Raw genomic sequence first — 15954 nt, forward strand, 5'->3', positions numbered from 1 at the left:
CAAGGGTGCAGGGGGGATGGACACGATGGGTCTCCTCGTGAACGTGGGGGGAAGAACGCACGCAGGCCATCATGGCTCGGAAGGGCCGATCCCGGCAGTGCCCGGGAGCACACTCCCGTTCCGCCGCGCGATCGCGCAGGTCGCGGAGGCACGGCGCCCGGCCGGCCTCGACACCCGCTTGGGGAGGAGCAGTTCGCCGCCCCCGGCGAGGGCCGCGGCCTCCGCGACCGAGGGTGTGCCCACCGCCGCCAGCACAGCCGCGGATCCTCCGGGCACCTCCACCGCGGCCAACTCCCCTGCCGTGTAGGCCAGCAGCGGCACCCCCAGCCGCTCCGCCGCGCCCGCCACCCCCGGCTCCGCGGCCCGGGCGTCCAGGGTGGCCAGCGCCGCCACCCGGTCCACGGGCAGCCCCGCCTCCCGCAGACAGTGCCGGACCAGCCCCTCGACCTCCGCGAGCGGCGCCCCGCGCGAGGCCCCGACGCCGACCACGAGGTCCCGCACCGCGCCCGGCCCGCTCACCGGCGCCCCGGCAGCCGATCCGGGGCAACCGGGTGACGAGGGGGGCCCGCGGGGTGCGGACGTCCCCGCGGATGGGCTAGCAAGGGCGCATGGCGGTGTTCGTCGCGCTCGGCGCGTTCCTGATGACGCTGTTCGGCGGCTGGACGGCGCAGCGCGCCACCGGCCGCCGGCCGCTGGTGCTCGGCCTCGCGGGCGGGCTGATGCTCGGCGTGGTCGGGCTCGAACTCCTGCCGGAGGCCCTGGCGGCCGCCGGCGGGCCCTTCCTCGGCGTACCGCGGGGCCTGCTGCTGTTCGTCGCTGGCTTCCTGGTCGCGCACCTGGCCCAGCGGCTGCCCGCGGCCCGCCGGACGGCGGACCGCGGGCAGCCGGTACGCGATCCGCGCACGGGTGTCGCGGCCGCGTCCGCGATGGTGCTCCACAGCCTGATGGACGGCGTGGCGCTCGGCGCGGCCTTCCAGATCGGCGGCGGGATGGGAGCCACCGTCGCCCTCGCCGTCGTCACCCACGACTTCGCCGACGGCTTCACCACCTACACGGTCACCAGCCTCTACGGCAACACCAGGCGCCGCGCGCAGCTGATGCTGCTCGCGGCCGCGCTCGCCCCCGTCGCGGGGGCCGCCACCACCCTGCTGTTCGCCTTCCCCGAGGCGCTTCTCGGCGGCTACCTCGGCTTCTTCGGAGGGGTGCTGCTGTACCTGGCAGCCGCCGAGATCCTCCCGGAGGCCCACGCGGAACGCCCCGCCGGATCCACCCTGCTGTGCACGGTCGGCGGCGTGGGCTTCGTCTGGCTCGTCGTGGGCCTGGCCGGATGACCGGCCACCGGCGGTCCGCGCCCGGAGCCCGCCCCCGCGCGCCCTCACACCCGGTGCCCCGCGCCCGCCCGGCAGGCGGCCACGAACCGGGACGCCGTACCGGGGCGGGACGCCCAGTGGGTGTGCAGGTAGCTGGCGTGCACGCCGCCCTGGACGAAGCCCTCCACCCGCCGCTCGGGACGGACCATCCCCCAGGCGGGCACCGGGCCCGCGCCCGGCTCCAGCACCGTGCGGTGGAACTCGTGGCCGCGCATCCGGGACCCCGCGGCGGCCAGCGGGCTGTCCGCCACGGCCACCGCCTCCCGGTACCCGAGCGTCAGCCGCGGCGACATCCGCGCCTCGGCGTCGAGCACTCCGCACATCGGCCGCCCGTCCAGGGAGCGCGCCAGGTAGAGCAGGCCCGCGCACTCGGCCGCGACCGGCGCACCCGAGAGCGCGAGGCGGGCGACGTCCCGGCGCAGGGGCTCGTTCGCCGACAGCTCCGGCGCGTACACCTCGGGGAAGCCCCCGCCGACGACCAGACCGCGGGTGCCCTCGGGCAGCCGCTCGTCGTGCAGCGGGTCGAGGGGGACGACCTGCGCCCCCGCGGCCCGCAGCAGTTCGACGTGCTCCGCGTAGGAGAAGGTGAAGGCCGCACCGCCGGCCACCGCGACCACCGGCCGCTCCCCGCCGCCCTCGGCCGGTCCGCCCTCGGCCGGTTCGTCCTCCGGGCGCCAGGGGGCCGCGTCCAGTGGCGGGGCCGAGCGGGCCAGCGCCAGCAGCGCGTCCAGGTCGCAGCCGGCCCGCACCTGCTCCGCCTGCGCCCGCACCGCCTCGACCGCCTCGGCGCGCCGCTCGGCGACCGGTACCAGTCCCAGGTGCCGGGAGGGCGTCTCGACCGCGGGAGCCCGGCGCAGCACGCCCAGCACGGGTACGCCGGAGCCGCCCAGGGCCTCCCGCAGCAGCCGCTCGTGGCGGTCGGTGGCCACCTTGTTGAGGATCACCCCGCCGATCCGGACCTCCGGGTCCCAGGACGCGAAGCCGTGCACCAGCGCGGCCACCGAGCGGGACTGCGAGGAGGCGTCCACCACCAGCACCACGGGAGCCCGCAGGAGCTTGGCCACCTGCGCGGTCGACGCCAGCTCGCCCTGGCCCGCCGCGCCGTCGTACAGGCCCATCACGCCCTCGACGACGGCCAGCCCGCAGCCCGCGGCGGCGTGCGCGAACAGCGGGCCCACCAGCTCGGGACCGCACAGGTAGGCGTCCAGGTTGCGCCCCGGGCGGCCCGTCGCCAGCGCGTGGTACCCCGGGTCGATGTAGTCCGGGCCCACCTTGTGCGGGGACACCGCGAGCCCGCGGCCGGCGAACGCGGCCATCAGACCGGTCGCCACCGTGGTCTTGCCCGCGCCGGAGGAGGGCGCCGCGATGACGAGACGCGCTACCACTCGATGCCCCGCTGGCCCTTCTGACCCGTGTCCATCGGGTGCTTCACCTTGGACATGTCGGTGACCAGGTCGGCGAAGTCGACCAGCTTGCCCGGGGCGTTGCGGCCCGTGATCACCACGTGCTGGGTGCCGGGCCGGGTGCGCAGCACCTCGATCACCTCGTCGGCGTCGATCCACCCCCAGTGCAGCGGATAGGCGAACTCGTCCAGCACGTACAGCCGGTGGGTCTCGGCGGCGAGGTCGCGCTTGACCTGCTCCCACCCCTCGCGGGCCTTGTCCTCGTTGCTCGGCTCGCCGTCCGCGGGCGTGCGCTGGATCCACGACCAGCCCTCGCCCATCTTGTGCCAGGCCACGGTGCCGCCCTGCCCGCTGGCCCCGAGGACCTTCAGCGCGTTCTCCTCGCCGACCTTCCACTTGGCCGACTTCACGAACTGGAACACGCCGATCGGCCAGCCCTGGTTCCAGGCCCGCAGGGCGAGCCCGAAGGCGGCGGTCGACTTCCCCTTGCCGACGCCCGTGTGCACGAACACGAGCGGCCGGTTGCGGCGCTGGCGGGTGGTGAGTCCGTCGTCCGGGACGACGGACGGCTGTCCCTTGGGCATCAGGCGGCCCTCCTGGCGGTGGTTGCGGTGCGGACGTCCCTCACGAGGCCGGCGATCGAGTCGGCGCGCAGCTCGTCCAGGGTGACGGCGGTGCCGCCGAGTTCGCCGGCGAGGGTGCCGGCCAGACCGAGGCGCACGTACCCCGACTCGCAGTCGACCACGACCGACGCGGTTCCCTCGGCGGCGAGCAGCCGGGCCGCGCGCAGCGCCGAGCCGAAGGCGTCGCCCGCCCCGGTGGCGCGGCCGTCGGTGACCACGACGAGCAGCGGGCGCCGCGCGGGATCGCGCAGCCGCTCCACGCGGAGCGTCTCACGGGCCTTCAGCAGCCCGGCCGCCAGCGGCGTCCGCCCGCCGGTCGGCAGCGAGCCGAGGCGGGCCGCCGCCGCGTCCACCGAGGACGTCGGGGGCAGCGCCAGCTCGGCGTCCCGGCCGCGGAAGGTGACCAGCCCGACCTTGTCCCGGCGCTGGTAGGCGTCGAGGAGCAGCGACAGCACCGCGCCCTTGACGGCCCCCATGCGCTGCCGCGCGGCCATCGAGCCCGAGGCGTCCACCGCGAACAGCACGAGGTTGCCCTCCCGGCCCTCCCGCACGGTCTGGCGCAGGTCGTCCCGGCGGACCACCAGGCCCGCCCCGGTACGGCCGCGTGCGCGCTGGTGGGGCGCGGCGGCCTGCACCGTGGCGGCCAGGTGGAGCCGGGTCAGCCCGCCCCGGGGGCGCCGCGCGCCCGTGGTGCGGCCGTGCTCGGTACGGGCCCGGGAGCGCCGCCCCGCGGCCCCGTCGCCGAGGCCCGGGACGCTGAACATCCGGGCCCGGAAGGGTTCCGCGGCGGCGACGGGCCGCTGCTCGCCGCCCCCCGGCCCCCCGGGGGCCTGCTGCCCGTCCGGCCCGGGGGCACCGCCGGCCTCCGGGCCGGTCCCGGAGGGGTCGGGCGCGGCACCCTCGGCCGCGGGGCCCTCGCCCTGCGGCGGGACACCGCCTCCGCCCCCGCCCCCGCCGTCGCCGGGGCCGGGAGGCGGCCCGGGGTCGGGGTCCGGGTCCGGCTCGTCGTCGCCGCCGAAGCGGGACAGCGTCTCGTCCAGGGTGTCCTCGTCCAGGCCGGGCGCGTCGAAGGGGTTGCGGCGGCGGCGGTGCGGCAGCGCGAGCAGGGCCGCCCGGCGCACGTCCTCCTCGGCGACCTCCGAGCGGCCGTCCCAGGCGGCCAGCGCGGTGGCCGTCCGGGCCATCACGATGTCCGCGCGCATCCCGTCGACCTCGAACGCCGCGCAGGTCGCCGCGATCTGGCGCAGCGCCGTGTCCCCCAGCGCCACCCGGGGCAGCAGCTCCCGCGCCTCGCGGACCCGCTCCCGCAGCTCCTCCTCGTCCTCGGCCCAGCGGGCGGCGAAGGCGGCCGGGTCCTCGTCGAAGGCCAGCCGCCGGCGGACGACCTCGACCCGCTGGTCCGGGTCGCGGGAGGCGGCCACCTCCACCGTCAGCCCGAACCGGTCGAGCAGCTGCGGGCGGAGTTCGCCCTCCTCCGGGTTCATCGTGCCGACCAGCAGGAACCGGGAGGCGTGCCGCACGGAGACGCCCTCGCGCTCCACGTAGGAGGCCCCCATCGCCGCGGCGTCGAGCATCAGGTCGACCAGGTGGTCGTGGAGCAGGTTGACCTCGTCGACGTAGAGGATGCCCCGGTGGGCGTCCGCGAGCAGGCCCGGCTCGAAGGACTTCACCCCGTCGGCGAGGGCGCGTTCGATGTCCAGGGACCCGACCAGGCGGTCCTCCGAGGCGCCCACGGGGAGCTCCACCATCCGCGCCGGACGGGAGTCCGGGGCGGCGGCCCGGTGAGGGCCGTCGGGGCACCCGGGGTCGGGTGCGGCGGGGTCGCACGAGAAGCGGCAGTCCGCGACCACCGCCACCTCGGGCAGCAGGTCCGCGAGGGCCCGCACCGCGGTGCTCTTGGCGGTTCCCTTCTCGCCGCGTACCAGCACGCCGCCCACCGCGGGGCTGACGGCGTTGAGCAGCAGCGCCAGCCGCAGGTCGTCCATCCCGACGACCGCGGTGAACGGGTAGCGGGTGCTCATGATCGCTCCTTCACGTCGCTGAGGGTTCTCGGTTCGGCCGGTGCGGCGCTCACGGCGCGCCCGGGGGGACGAACGGCAGGCCCGCGGGCGGGCCCTGCTCGATCAGCCGCAGCAGCGCACCGGTGTCCGCGTGCTCCTCGACCAGGTCGCCGAGCCGGTCGAGCTGCTCCTCGCGCAGGGCGCCGAAGCAGGTGTCCGGGGCGGGGACGAAGCGGCGCCCGGACTGCCGGGCCACCTCGCCCAGGAACGCCCGGCGGAAGCCGTCGCTCTCCAGGGAGCCGTGCCAGTGGGTGCCCCACACCGCTCCGACCCGGCAGCCGTCCAGGAACGGCTCGCCGCCCAGCACCTCGGCCACCCCGTGGTGGATCTCGTAGCCCTCGACGGCCTCGCCGAGCGCCTCTCCGGACGGCCTCGCGAGCGTCTTCTCCCGGGCGAAGCGCACCCGGACCGGCAGCAGCCCCAGCCCCGGGACCGCACCGGCGCGGGACTCCACCTCGTCGTCGATGTGCTCGCCCAGTGCCTGGAACCCGCCGCAGACACCGAGCACCGGCCTCCCCTCGGCCGCCCTGCGGGCGAGGGCGTCGGCGAGGCCGCGGGTGCGCAGCCAGTCCAGCGCGCGCACCGTGCCCCGGGTGCCGGGGACGACCACGAGGTCGGCGTCGGCCAGCTCCTCCGGGCGGTCCACGAAGCGCACCACCACGCCGGGTTCGGCGGCCAGGGCGTCCACGTCGGTGAAGTTGCTCATCAGCGGCACGGCGCAGACGGCGACCCGCAGCAGGTCCCGGCCGACCGGCGGGGCCACCACCGACTCGCGCACGGCGCCGCGCAGGGAGACCCGCAGGCCGTCCTCCTCGTCGATGCCGAGGCCGTGCGCGTAGGGCAGGACGCCGTGGACGGGGCGGCCGGTGAGCCGGTGGAGCATGTCGAGCCCCGGCTGCAGCAGCGAGACGTCCCCGCGGAACTTGTTCACCAGGTAGCCGGCGACCAGCTCCTGGTCCTCGGGGGCCAGCAGCGCGGTGGTGCCGAAGAACTGGGCGAACACCCCGCCGCGGTCGATGTCGCCGACCACGACCACCGGCAGCCGTGCTGCCCGGGCCACGCCCATGTTGACGATGTCGGTGCGCCGCAGGTTGATCTCGGCCGGGGACCCGGCGCCCTCGCAGATGACCGCGTCGTGGGTGGCGCGCAGCTCCTCCAGGCAGGCCATCACCGGCTCGAACAGCTCCCGCTGGCGGTCCCCGTGGTAGCCGCGGGCGCTCATCTCGCCGATCGGCCGGCCCCTCAGCACCACCTGGCTGGAGCGGTCCCCGCCGGGCTTGAGGAGCACCGGGTTCATCAGGGCCGTGGGCTCCACCCGGGCCGCCTGGGCCTGCATGGCCTGGGCCCGGCCGATCTCCGCGCCCTCACGGGTCACGAAGGAGTTCAGCGACATGTTCTGGCCCTTGAACGGGGCGACCTTCACGCCCTGCCGGACCAGCCAGCGGCAGATGCCCGCCGTCACCACGCTCTTGCCCGCGTCCGAGGTCGTCCCCGCGACGAGCAGCCCGCCGCTCATCCCCGCCTCCCCTCCGGAGCCGCCCCGGTGGCCGCCCCGCTCCGCCGGGCGCGGCGGCGCAGCAGCGCCCCCGCGGCCAGCCGGGCGCCCGCGCAGACGGCGAGCGCCAGTGTCCCGGTTCGGCGCGACAGCCGCACCGCCCGGTCGATGTCCGCATGCTCCACCGGCCGCCCGCCGGGATTGAGCTCCGGCCGGTGCTCCACCCGGCCGCCGTAGGCCAGGGTCCCGCCCAGCCGCACGCCCAGCGCGCCGGCGAAGGCGGCCTCCACGGGGCCGGCGTTGGGGCTGGGGTGGCGGGCGGCGTCCCGCCGCCAGGAGCGGAGCGCTCCGGCCGGGTCGGGGCCGGCGAGAGCCGCGAGGGCCGCGGTGAGCCGGGCCCCGGGCCACCCGGCGGCGTCGTCCAGGCGCGCCGAGGCCCAGCCGTAGCGCAGGTGGCGAGGCGAGCGGTGGCCCACCATGGCGTCCAGGGTGTTGACGGCGCGGAAGCCGACGAGCCCGGGGACCCCCGCCACGGCCCCCCACACCAGGGCGCCGACGACGGCGTCGGAGGTGTTCTCGGCGACCGACTCCACGACCGCGCGGGCGAGCTGCTGCCCGTCCAGGGCCTCCGGGTCGCGCCCGCACAGGTGCGGGAGCCTTTGCCGGGCGGCCTCGATGTCCCCGGCGGCCAGCGCGGCGCCCACCGTGCGGGCCTCCCGGCCCAGCGTGGTCCCGCCGACGACGGCCCAGGTGGCGGCGGCGGTGAGGGCCACCGAGGCGGCGGGGGAGCGGCGCACGGCCCGTGCGGCGAGCGCCGCGAGCGCGACGGCGCCCCCGGCGCACACTGCGGTGTGGACCGCTCCCCGGGCCCGGTCGTCGCGCCACAGGCGGCGCTCGACGGCCGCCGCGGCGCGTCCGAAGGCGGCCACGGGATGGCCGGTGCGGGGGTCCCCGATCAGCAGGTCGGCGGCGAGTCCGGCGGCGGCGCCGTACGGGAAGATCCGTTCGGCACGCACGGGGTCAGTGTCCCCGGGAGGGGTGTCGGAACGGCAGGGCTGAACCGCGGCCGGGCATGTGGCGAGTCCTCACTCAGGGTCCGCGCCCTGGTCCGGAGCGAACGGCGGCGAGAGTTCCTGGCTCCCCGGGCGACCGGGTCACAGTGGCGGGACCGCGCCGGATTTCCACCGGGCTTCCTCTCCTGTTGCCGCCGTGTATGGCCCCGGCAGTCCACCATGGTCGCGAACGCCCGTCAACTCACCCCTGACCTGCGACGGGAGAGCACGCGGTGCCCCGTGGCCGCGGGGACGCGGGCGGCCCGTCCCGGGCGCACCGGCACGCGCAGGACCGCCCCGGGTGCGCGGGGCACCCGGGGCGGTCCGGAGGACGTCAGGCGGGACTGCTCAGACGACGATCAGATAGATGCCGAAGGAGACGGCCGCCACGCAGAGGGCGAAGCAGGCGTAGGCACCGGTGCGGGCCAGGACTGCGCCCGAGCCCTCGGCCGACTCCTGCTTGGTCAGGCCGATGATCCCGAGAGTGAACAGGGCCACCAGGGCGACGGTGGCGACGAGGCTCACGCCGAAGACGGAGCCGAGGGCTACCCAGTCGATCTTCATACTGCTTCCTTAGACCGCGGCCGGACGGGCCGGCTCGGACTCGGCCGGGGTGGAGACGGGGGACGTGGCCTCACCGGCGGGCGGGGGGGTGACGGCCGCGATGGCGGTGGTGACGACGCCCGGGGGCTCGTCGGCGGTGCCCTCCCCGGCCTCGTTGACGTTGGTGTGGTCGACCACCTGGCGGCGGGAGACGATCCAGATCGCCAGGGAGGAGGCGACGAGGAAGACGGCGACCACGGCCACGCCCCAGTCGCCCTGCTTGGTGACGAACTCGGAGAGGGCGGCGACCAGGCCGGCGGCGGGGAGCGTCAGGCCCCAGGCGACGAACATCCGGGTGGCGGTCGACCAGCGGACCACGCCGCCCTTGCGGCCGAGGCCCGCGCCCATCACGGCGCCGGAGCAGGAGTGGGTCGTCGACAGCGAGAAGCCCAGGTTGGAGGAGGCCAGGATGACGCTGGCGGCGCTGGTCTGGGCGGCGAAGCCCTGCTGGGGCTGGAGGTCGGTGAGGCCCTTGCCCATGGTGCGGATGATGCGCCAGCCGCCCAGGTAGGTGCCCAGCGCGATGGCCAGACCGGCCGAGACGATGACCCACAGGGGCGGGTTGGAGCCGGGGGCGACGACGTTGCCGGCGACCAGGGCGAGGGTGATGATGCCCATCGTCTTCTGGGCGTCGTTGGTGCCGTGGGCGAGGGAGACCAGGCCCGCGGAGGCGATCTGGCCGGCGCGGTAGCCCTTGGCGGTCTGCTTGTCGTCGGTGTTCCGGCCGATCCGGTAGGTGAGCTTCGCGGCGAACATGGCGCCGATGCCCGCGACGAGCGGGGCGGCGATCGCCGGGATCAGGACCTTGGTGACCACGACGCCGCCGTTGACGGCGGAGAAGCCCGCCGAGGCCACGGTGGCGCCGATCAGGCCGCCCATCAGCGCGTGGGAGGAGCTGGAGGGGAGGCCGACCAGCCAGGTCATCAGGTTCCAGAGGATGGCGCCGACGAGCGCCGCGAAGATGACTTCGGGTGAGATGCCTGATTCGTCGACCAGTCCGCTCGAGATCGTCTTGGCGACCTCGACCGACAGGAACGCTCCGACGAGGTTCAGAACGGCGGACATGGCCACCGCGGACTTGGGCTTCATCGCGCCGGTCGAGATGGTCGTCGCCATCGCGTTCGCGGTGTCGTGGAAACCGTTCGTGAAATCGAACACCAGCGCTGTCACGATCACAATCGCGAGCAGCAGAGTGATGTGTTCCATTTACCCAGGCAATCGTTTGACGTTACTGACGCGTGGACCGTAGGCAACCTGGGTGAACGGAAGGTGAACTGGGTCGGGCGCTGCGGTGTCCCCAAACAGGGTCCCGTGGTTCCGCTTGTGTGCGTGGCGCGTCGGCGGCCGCGCCCGGTGGCCACTCGAACACCCTCCGCCGTCCTCCCCGCCGCCTGTTCCACGGGGACATGGTGCTGGCAGGATCGGCCCATGACCGACGAGGCGCGCGGGGACGTGATCGACAAGGCGTGGCGGGAACTGGTCGCCACTGCCCGCAGGACCGCCGCGGAGGGTCTCGTCGCGGGTACCTCCGGCAACGTCTCGGTCCGCGTCGGCGACACGGTGCTGGCCACCCCCAGCGGCGTCCCCTACGACCGGCTCGGCCCCGGGGACGCCGTCGGCGTCGCCCTCGACGGCACGCGGGTACTCGGCCGGCTCGCCCCGACCAGTGAGCTTCCGCTCCACCTGGCCGTGTACCGCGCCACACCCGCCCGGGCCGTGGTGCACACCCACGCCGTGCACGCCACCGCCGTCTCGACCCTGGTGACCGAGCTCCCCCCGGTCCACTACATGGCGGCCGCCCTCGGCGGCCCGCCCCGGGTCGCTCCGTACGCGCCCTACGGCACCGCGGAACTGGCCCGCCGCACCGTCCGGGCCCTGCGCGGGCGCACCGCCTGCCTGCTCGGCAACCACGGGACCGTGGCCGTCGGCGACACCCTCGACCAGGCGTTCGACCGCACCGTCCAGCTGGAGTGGATGTGCCGGGTCTGGCTCGCCGCCGCCTCCGTCCCCGGACGCGCCCCCCGCCTGCTGGACGCCGCGCAGCTCGCGGACACCGCGGACCGGCTGCGCGGCTACGGCCAGGACCCGGCCGGGGAGCGCTGAGGGGCCGCCCCGCCCGGGCGCCCTCCGCTGGCAGGCGCCCCGGGGCCCGCCCACACTGGAGCCGTGCGCCCGGCTACAGCGACGGCAGCGGCCGTCTCCACCCTCCTCGGCGCCGGCGCGGCCGCCGCGGTCGCCGCCGGTCGCCTCGCGAGCAGCGCCGCCCTGGGGACGCCCCTGCGAAGGCCCCTGCCGGGCGACCCCCGGCTCACCGTCCACGGCACCGGACCCGGCACCGTCACCCTCACCCGCAGCCTCGCCTCGCTGCGTCCCGGCCTCTACGGGCTGACCGGGCCGGGCGTCCACGCCGTCGTCGGGCCCGTCCTCGACGGCGCCGCCTCCCCGGACACCGTGGTCCGCCGACTGGTGCGCGGCCCGGACCACGGCATCGGCACCGGCGCCCGTGTCCGCCTCACCCCGCAGGTGCACAGCGGCGACCCGGCCTCCGCGCTCGGGCTGCCCTTCTCCGAGGTCCTCGTGCCCGGCGAACTCGGAGCGCTGCCCGCCTGGTTCGTGCCCGGCGACCGCACCACCTGGGTGATCGCCGTGCACGGCATCGGCACCACCCGGGAGCACCCGCTCAACGTGCTGGGCCTGCTGCACCGGCTGCGCTTCCCGGTCCTCGACCTCGCCTACCGGGGCGACGCGGGGGCGCCCCGCCCGCCGGACGGGCTGAGCCACCTCGGCGACTCCGAGTGGCGCGACCTCGACGCCGCCGTGCGCCACGCCGTCCGCCACGGGGCCGAGCGCGTCGTCGTCCACGGCTTCTCCACCGGCGCCACCATGGCCCTGCGCGCGGCCGCCGGTTCCGGTCTGCGCGACCGCATCAGCGGCCTGGTCCTGGACTCCCCGGTCTTCGACTGGGAGGGCACCGTGCGGGCGCTGGCCGCGGCCCGGGGGACCCCGGCGCCCCTCGTCCGGCTCGCGGTCCGCGCGGCCCTGGGGCGCACCGGACCGCACCGCGACGGCCTCGCCGAGGCGCTGGACCCGGCGGCGGTGCGGGTACCCGTCCTCGTCGCGCACGGGCCCGGAGACGCCCTCGCCCCCTGGGACGGCTCCCGGCGCCTGGCCGCGGAACGGCCCGACCTGGTCACCCTCCACACCGTCGCGGACGCCCCCCACGGGGCGATGTGGAACGCCGCACCCGAGGAGTACGAGGAGGCCGTGCGCCGCTTCCTCGTCCCGCTCATGTGACGCGTGCACCCCGCAGGCCCCCGCGCCCTCGGGCGCACCCTCCCCGGCGGCCCCGGTCCGTGTCCGGACCCGTGTTCGCGGAGTCCGTTTGGGCTTTCGGGCCGTCAACGGGAAGACTGCTCCCCGTGACGTCCCGAAAGCCTGATGAGCAGTTGGCGCGCAACTCCAGACTCCGACTCGTCCGCCCCGGGTCCCTGGCCACGGCGCGGCGGGCCGTGACGACCCGGCGCACCCGTCCGGCACCCCGTCCCCCCGAGGGCACCCCGGCCCCCGCGGAGCTGGCCGGCCAGGCGCGCGCACTCCTCTCCGACGCCGTCCGCATCGCCCGCTGGGCGGCGGTGGAGCGCGGCCCGGGGGCGGCCCGCTCGCTCCCCGAGGCGCGCAGGCGGGCCGCGGCCGCGCTCGGGCTGACCCCGGACCAGGTGCGTACGGGCTGGGACCGGGCCCGTCTGTCCGGGCTGATCGAGATCCACGGCGAGACCGCCCGGCCCGGATGGCGGCTGCGCGCCTGGGACCGCGACGACATGGCCGTGCTGCGCGGCTGGGTCGCCCTCTTCGACGCCTGGTCGCTGGCGCACCCCGTGCCGGAGCACCTCGCGCCGACCGCCGTCGCGGAGGTCGTCGAGGCGGTCCCCCAGCTGCTCTCCCTGCTCCAGCTCTCCGCGGGGCCGGTGCACGTGCCGGCGCTGCTGGACCTGCTGGAGCAGCGGGTCGCCGAACTCCGCGAGGGGCGCTGCGACCCGCTCGACGCGGAGGGCGGTCCGGCGGCCCGCCCCGCGGAGGCCGAACCCCCCGCCGCGGACGCGGACGTCCCCGTGCCGGTGCTGCTCGACTGGGCGCTTCAGGGCCTGGCCTCCGTCGGCGCGCTGACCCTCGGGCCCGGCCAGGCCACCCTCACCCCCCTGGGCAACTGGGCGGTGTGGGTCAAGCTGGAGCAGATCTGCGTGGCCGCGCAGAGCCCCGCCGGGAACATCGAGCAGTCCGCCGAGGACATGCTGCGCGGCTGCGCCCGCCTCACGCCGGGCCCGGCCCGCGCCGAGTACCGGGCCTGGCTCGCGGCGCGCACCGTCTCCAGCGCCGTCGGCGAGCTCCTCGCCGCGGCCCGGGGGGAGGACGCCCTGCTGCGCGGCCTCGCCTTCGAGGCGCTGCGCGTGGTGGGAGGGCCGGCGGAGGCCGAGGTGCGCGCCGCGGCCGCGGAGCCCTCCCTGCGCCCCTACGCCCTGCTCTGGATCGCCGAGTACGAGGGGGCCGACCCCGAGGAGGCGGCGGAGGTCCTCACCCGGGAGGAGGCCACCTGGCTCTGGGTCGACACCGCGGCGGCCGTGGCCGACCACGGGGAGCCCCAGCTGCTGCTGCGGCACCTGGAGTCGGCGGTCCAGGGCACGGTGCCGGCCCTCATCGAGGAGGTCCGGGCGGGCGGGCACCCCCGCACCGTGCAGGTCCTCGTCGCGCTCGCCGCAGCCCACCCGGACCCGGCCCTCGCCAAGGCGGTGCGCCGCGCGGCCTTCCAGGTGCACACCGGCGGGGTCTGACCCGGTGTGCCGCGGCCGGGCGCTACCCGGCCGCGGCTCCCGCCGGCGCGTAGCTGCCGAAACTCCAGACGTTCCCCTCGCGGTCCCTGGCCACGTAGTCGCGGGAGCCGTAGTCCTGGTCGGCGGGGGCCGCCACGATCTCCGCCCCGTGCTCGACCGCGCGGGCGTGGTGCGCGTCCACGTCGTCGACGTGGACGAAGACGCCCACCGGGCCGCCCCCGCGCATCAGGCGGTCGAACGCGGTGCCCGTCCCCCTGCTGCCCAGCATCACCATGCCGTTGCCGAAGACGAGCTCGGCGTGGGCGACCGAGCCGTCCTCGTTCTCGTAGACCGCGTGCTCGGTGAAGCCGAAGGCCCCGGTGAGCTGTCGGATCGCGGCCTTGGCGTCCTCGTAGACCAGGGTCGGGCAGATGCTCGGAGAGTGGGGCACGGCGCCAACTCCTCGGATACTCGGCGGCAGATGTGATCCGGGTCTCAGTCTGGCACCCCCGCCGCCCGGCGGCGGTGCCCCCCGCCGGGGCGCAGCCCGCCGACACCGCTGCGTGCGGCCGGGGAGCGGCCCCTCCGGGGCGTCCCGGGCCCGCCGCGCACCGCGGAAAAGCACTTGCCCGCCCCGCTAGACTGGCCGTATGGCTTGTCTCCTTGCGCATTAGACGGCGTCGAAGCGTCGCTCCCCGTCCCTTCCGCCGTCCGACACCGCCCTGGAGTACGTCCCCCGTGATCACCGCATCCGGTATCGAGCTGCGCGCCGGCGCGCGCGTCCTCATCGAGTCCGCCTCCTTCCGCATCGCCAAGGGCGACCGCATCGGCCTCGTCGGCCGCAACGGAGCGGGCAAGACCACCCTCACCAAGTGCCTCGCGGGCGAGGGCATCCCCGCGGCGGGCACCATCAGCCGCTCCGGTGAGGTCGGCTACCTCCCGCAGGACCCGCGTACCGGAGACCTGGAGGTCCTGGCCCGCGACCGCATCCTGTCGGCGCGCGGCCTCGACGTGCTGATCCGCCGGATGCGCCAGAACGAGGAGCGCATCGCGGTCGGCCAGGGCGCCACCCGGGACAAGGCCCTGCGGCAGTACGAGCGCCAGGAGACCGAGTTCCTGACCAAGGGCGGGTACGCGGCCGAGGCCGAGGCCGCGACGATCGCCGCCGCGCTCGGGCTGCCGGACCGGGTGCTCGGGCAGCCCCTGCACACGCTCTCCGGCGGTCAGCGCCGCCGCGTGGAGCTGGCCCGCATCCTGTTCTCGGACGCCGACACCCTGCTGCTCGACGAGCCGACCAACCACCTCGACGCCGACTCGATCGTCTGGCTCCGGGACTACCTCAAGACCTACCGGGGCGGCTTCGTCGTCATCTCCCACGACGTGGACCTGGTCGAGACGGTGGTCAACAAGGTCTTCTACCTGGACGCCAACCGCTCCCAGATCGACGTCTACAACATGGGCTGGAAGCTCTACCAGCAGCAGCGCGAGGCCGACGAGAAGCGCCGCCGGCGCGAGCGGCAGAACGCGGAGAAGAAGGCCGCCGCGCTCAACTCCCAGGCCGACAAGATGCGGGCGAAGGCCACCAAGACCGTCGCCGCGCAGAACATGGCCCGCCGGGCCGAGCGGCTGCTGGCCGGCCTGGACGAGGTGCGGGTCGCCGACAAGGTCGCCAAGCTGCGCTTCCCCGAGCCCGCTCCCTGCGGGAGGACCCCGCTCACCGCGGAGAGCCTGTCGAAGTCCTACGGCTCGCTGGAGATCTTCACGGACGTCGACCTCGCCGTCGACAAGGGCTCCCGGGTGGTCATCCTGGGCCTCAACGGCGCGGGCAAGACCACCCTGCTGCGGCTGCTCGCCGGGGTGGAGCAGCCGGACACCGGCGCGGTGACCCCCGGGCACGGACTCAAGCTCGGCTACTACGCCCAGGAGCACGAGACGCTCGACCCGGACCGCACCGTCCTGGAGAACATGCGCTCCGCCGCGCCCGACCTGGACCTGGTCGAGGTGCGCAAGACGCTGGGCTCCTTCCTGTTCTCGGGCGACGACGTGGACAAGCCCGCCGGGGTGCTCTCCGGCGGGGAGAAGACGCGTCTGGCGCTGGCCACCCTCGTGGTCTCCTCGGCGAACGTCCTCCTGCTGGACGAGCCCACCAACAACCTGGACCCGGCCAGCCGCGAGGAGATCCTCGGGGCGCTGCGCACCTACAAGGGCGCCGTCATCCTGGTGACCCACGACGAGGGTGCCGTGGAGGCGCTGGAGCCGGAGCGGATCATCCTGCTGCCGGACGGCGTCGAGGACCTGTGGGGCGCGGACTACGCGGACCTGGTGGCCCTCGCCTGAGGCCCCCGGGGGCGCCGCAGGCCCCGGGAGGGCTCCGGTGATCACCCGCCTATGGATCATTCGGCCTAGGCGCACTCCGTCATCTGTGTGAGTCGGTCTCGTACCCCGGCGTGGCGCCTGGCGGACGGGCCGCCTCCGCTCCCCTGTGGTGACGGGACCCACGGACCGCCTGTGACCTGCTCTTTTCGCTCCATGGCCGAAAAAGA

The 15954-nt window shown here is 76.0% G+C and carries 14 protein-coding genes and 1 riboswitch; of the genes, 5 read left to right on the forward strand and 9 right to left on the reverse strand.

The features are described from left to right. Positions 1–69: 69 nt before the first annotated feature. Positions 70–519, reverse strand: a complete 450-nt coding sequence (locus NPS70_RS26220; protein WP_374212059.1) for a cobalamin biosynthesis protein — start codon at positions 517–519, stop codon at positions 70–72. A gap of 89 nt (positions 520–608) precedes the next feature. Here NPS70_RS26220 and NPS70_RS26225 point away from each other — a divergent pair, with 89 nt between their 5' ends. Further along, positions 609–1331, forward strand: a complete 723-nt coding sequence (locus tag NPS70_RS26225) for a ZIP family metal transporter (protein WP_256526905.1) — start codon at positions 609–611, stop codon at positions 1329–1331. A 44-nt stretch (positions 1332–1375) separates the two neighbouring features. Here the strand turns inward: NPS70_RS26225 and NPS70_RS26230 are convergent, their stop codons facing one another. The 7 genes from NPS70_RS26230 to NPS70_RS26260 form a co-directional block, all read right to left on the reverse strand. Further along, positions 1376–2755, reverse strand: coding sequence for a cobyrinate a,c-diamide synthase (locus NPS70_RS26230; RefSeq protein WP_256526906.1), 1380 nt, complete (start codon positions 2753–2755; stop codon positions 1376–1378). Next, complete coding sequence (cobO, locus tag NPS70_RS26235) at positions 2749–3357, reverse strand: cob(I)yrinic acid a,c-diamide adenosyltransferase (protein WP_256526907.1); 609 nt, start codon at positions 3355–3357, stop codon at positions 2749–2751. Before cobO ends, NPS70_RS26230 begins: the two co-directional genes overlap by 7 nt. Continuing rightward, a complete protein-coding gene (locus NPS70_RS26240; RefSeq protein ID WP_256526908.1) occupies positions 3357–5417 on the reverse strand; it encodes a putative cobaltochelatase in 2061 nt (686 codons plus the stop codon). The genes cobO and NPS70_RS26240 overlap by 1 nt, the downstream gene beginning before the upstream one ends. A gap of 49 nt (positions 5418–5466) precedes the next feature. Next, positions 5467–6972 (reverse strand): cobyric acid synthase, encoded by a 1506-nt coding sequence (locus NPS70_RS26245; RefSeq protein ID WP_256526909.1) that lies wholly within the window; start codon positions 6970–6972, stop codon positions 5467–5469. Then, a complete protein-coding gene (locus tag NPS70_RS26250; RefSeq protein WP_256526910.1) occupies positions 6969–7967 on the reverse strand; it encodes a cobalamin biosynthesis protein in 999 nt (332 codons plus the stop codon). The genes NPS70_RS26245 and NPS70_RS26250 overlap by 4 nt, the downstream gene beginning before the upstream one ends. Positions 7968–8078: 111 nt before the next feature. Beyond that, a riboswitch (cobalamin riboswitch) is annotated at positions 8079–8148 on the reverse strand. Positions 8149–8351: 203 nt separating this feature from the next. Beyond that, positions 8352–8567 (reverse strand): hypothetical protein, encoded by a 216-nt coding sequence (locus NPS70_RS26255; RefSeq protein WP_256526911.1) that lies wholly within the window; start codon positions 8565–8567, stop codon positions 8352–8354. Between the two features lie 9 nt (positions 8568–8576). Continuing rightward, a complete protein-coding gene (locus NPS70_RS26260) occupies positions 8577–9812 on the reverse strand; it encodes an inorganic phosphate transporter (protein ID WP_256526912.1) in 1236 nt (411 codons plus the stop codon). Between the two features lie 222 nt (positions 9813–10034). Between NPS70_RS26260 and NPS70_RS26265 the strand changes: the two genes are divergently transcribed. The 3 genes from NPS70_RS26265 (at position 10035) to NPS70_RS26275 (ending at position 13432) form a co-directional block, all read left to right on the forward strand. Next, positions 10035–10709, forward strand: a complete 675-nt coding sequence (locus tag NPS70_RS26265; protein WP_256526913.1) for a class II aldolase/adducin family protein — start codon at positions 10035–10037, stop codon at positions 10707–10709. A gap of 63 nt (positions 10710–10772) precedes the next feature. Beyond that, on the forward strand, positions 10773–11900 hold the full coding sequence (locus tag NPS70_RS26270) for a hypothetical protein (protein ID WP_256526914.1): 1128 nt from the start codon (positions 10773–10775) through the stop codon (positions 11898–11900). Between the two features lie 125 nt (positions 11901–12025). Further along, on the forward strand, positions 12026–13432 hold the full coding sequence (locus NPS70_RS26275; RefSeq protein WP_374212060.1) for a hypothetical protein: 1407 nt from the start codon (positions 12026–12028) through the stop codon (positions 13430–13432). Between the two features lie 22 nt (positions 13433–13454). Here NPS70_RS26275 and NPS70_RS26280 read toward each other — a convergent pair whose 3' ends face one another. Next, entirely contained in the window at positions 13455–13862 is a 408-nt protein-coding gene (locus NPS70_RS26280; protein WP_256526915.1) for a VOC family protein, read from the reverse strand. Positions 13863–14149: 287 nt separating this feature from the next. Between NPS70_RS26280 and abc-f the strand changes: the two genes are divergently transcribed. Then, the gene (gene abc-f, locus NPS70_RS26285; RefSeq protein ID WP_256526916.1) at positions 14150–15748 is read left to right on the forward strand and encodes a ribosomal protection-like ABC-F family protein; all 1599 of its coding nucleotides are present in this window, start codon (positions 14150–14152) and stop codon (positions 15746–15748) included. The last annotated feature ends 206 nt before the right edge of the window (positions 15749–15954 follow it).

It is taken from the genome of Streptomyces sp. C10-9-1, from assembly GCF_024497955.1.
Classification (GTDB): Bacteria; Actinomycetota; Actinomycetes; order Streptomycetales; family Streptomycetaceae; genus Streptomyces; species Streptomyces sanyensis.

Bases quoted from the DNA above. Each gene is read 5' to 3' on its own strand.
- NPS70_RS26225 (WP_256526905.1), top strand. From the start codon at position 609: ATGGCGGTGTTCGTCGCGCTCGGCGCGTTCCTGATGACGCTGTTCGGC.
- NPS70_RS26245 (WP_256526909.1), bottom strand. From the start codon at position 6,972: ATGAGCGGCGGGCTGCTCGTCGCGGGGACGACCTCGGACGCGGGCAAG.
- NPS70_RS26240 (WP_256526908.1), bottom strand. From the start codon at position 5,417: ATGAGCACCCGCTACCCGTTCACCGCGGTCGTCGGGATGGACGACCTG.
- cobO (WP_256526907.1), bottom strand. From the start codon at position 3,357: ATGCCCAAGGGACAGCCGTCCGTCGTCCCGGACGACGGACTCACCACC.
- NPS70_RS26265 (WP_256526913.1), top strand. From the start codon at position 10,035: ATGACCGACGAGGCGCGCGGGGACGTGATCGACAAGGCGTGGCGGGAA.
- NPS70_RS26255 (WP_256526911.1), bottom strand. From the start codon at position 8,567: ATGAAGATCGACTGGGTAGCCCTCGGCTCCGTCTTCGGCGTGAGCCTC.
- NPS70_RS26260 (WP_256526912.1), bottom strand. From the start codon at position 9,812: ATGGAACACATCACTCTGCTGCTCGCGATTGTGATCGTGACAGCGCTG.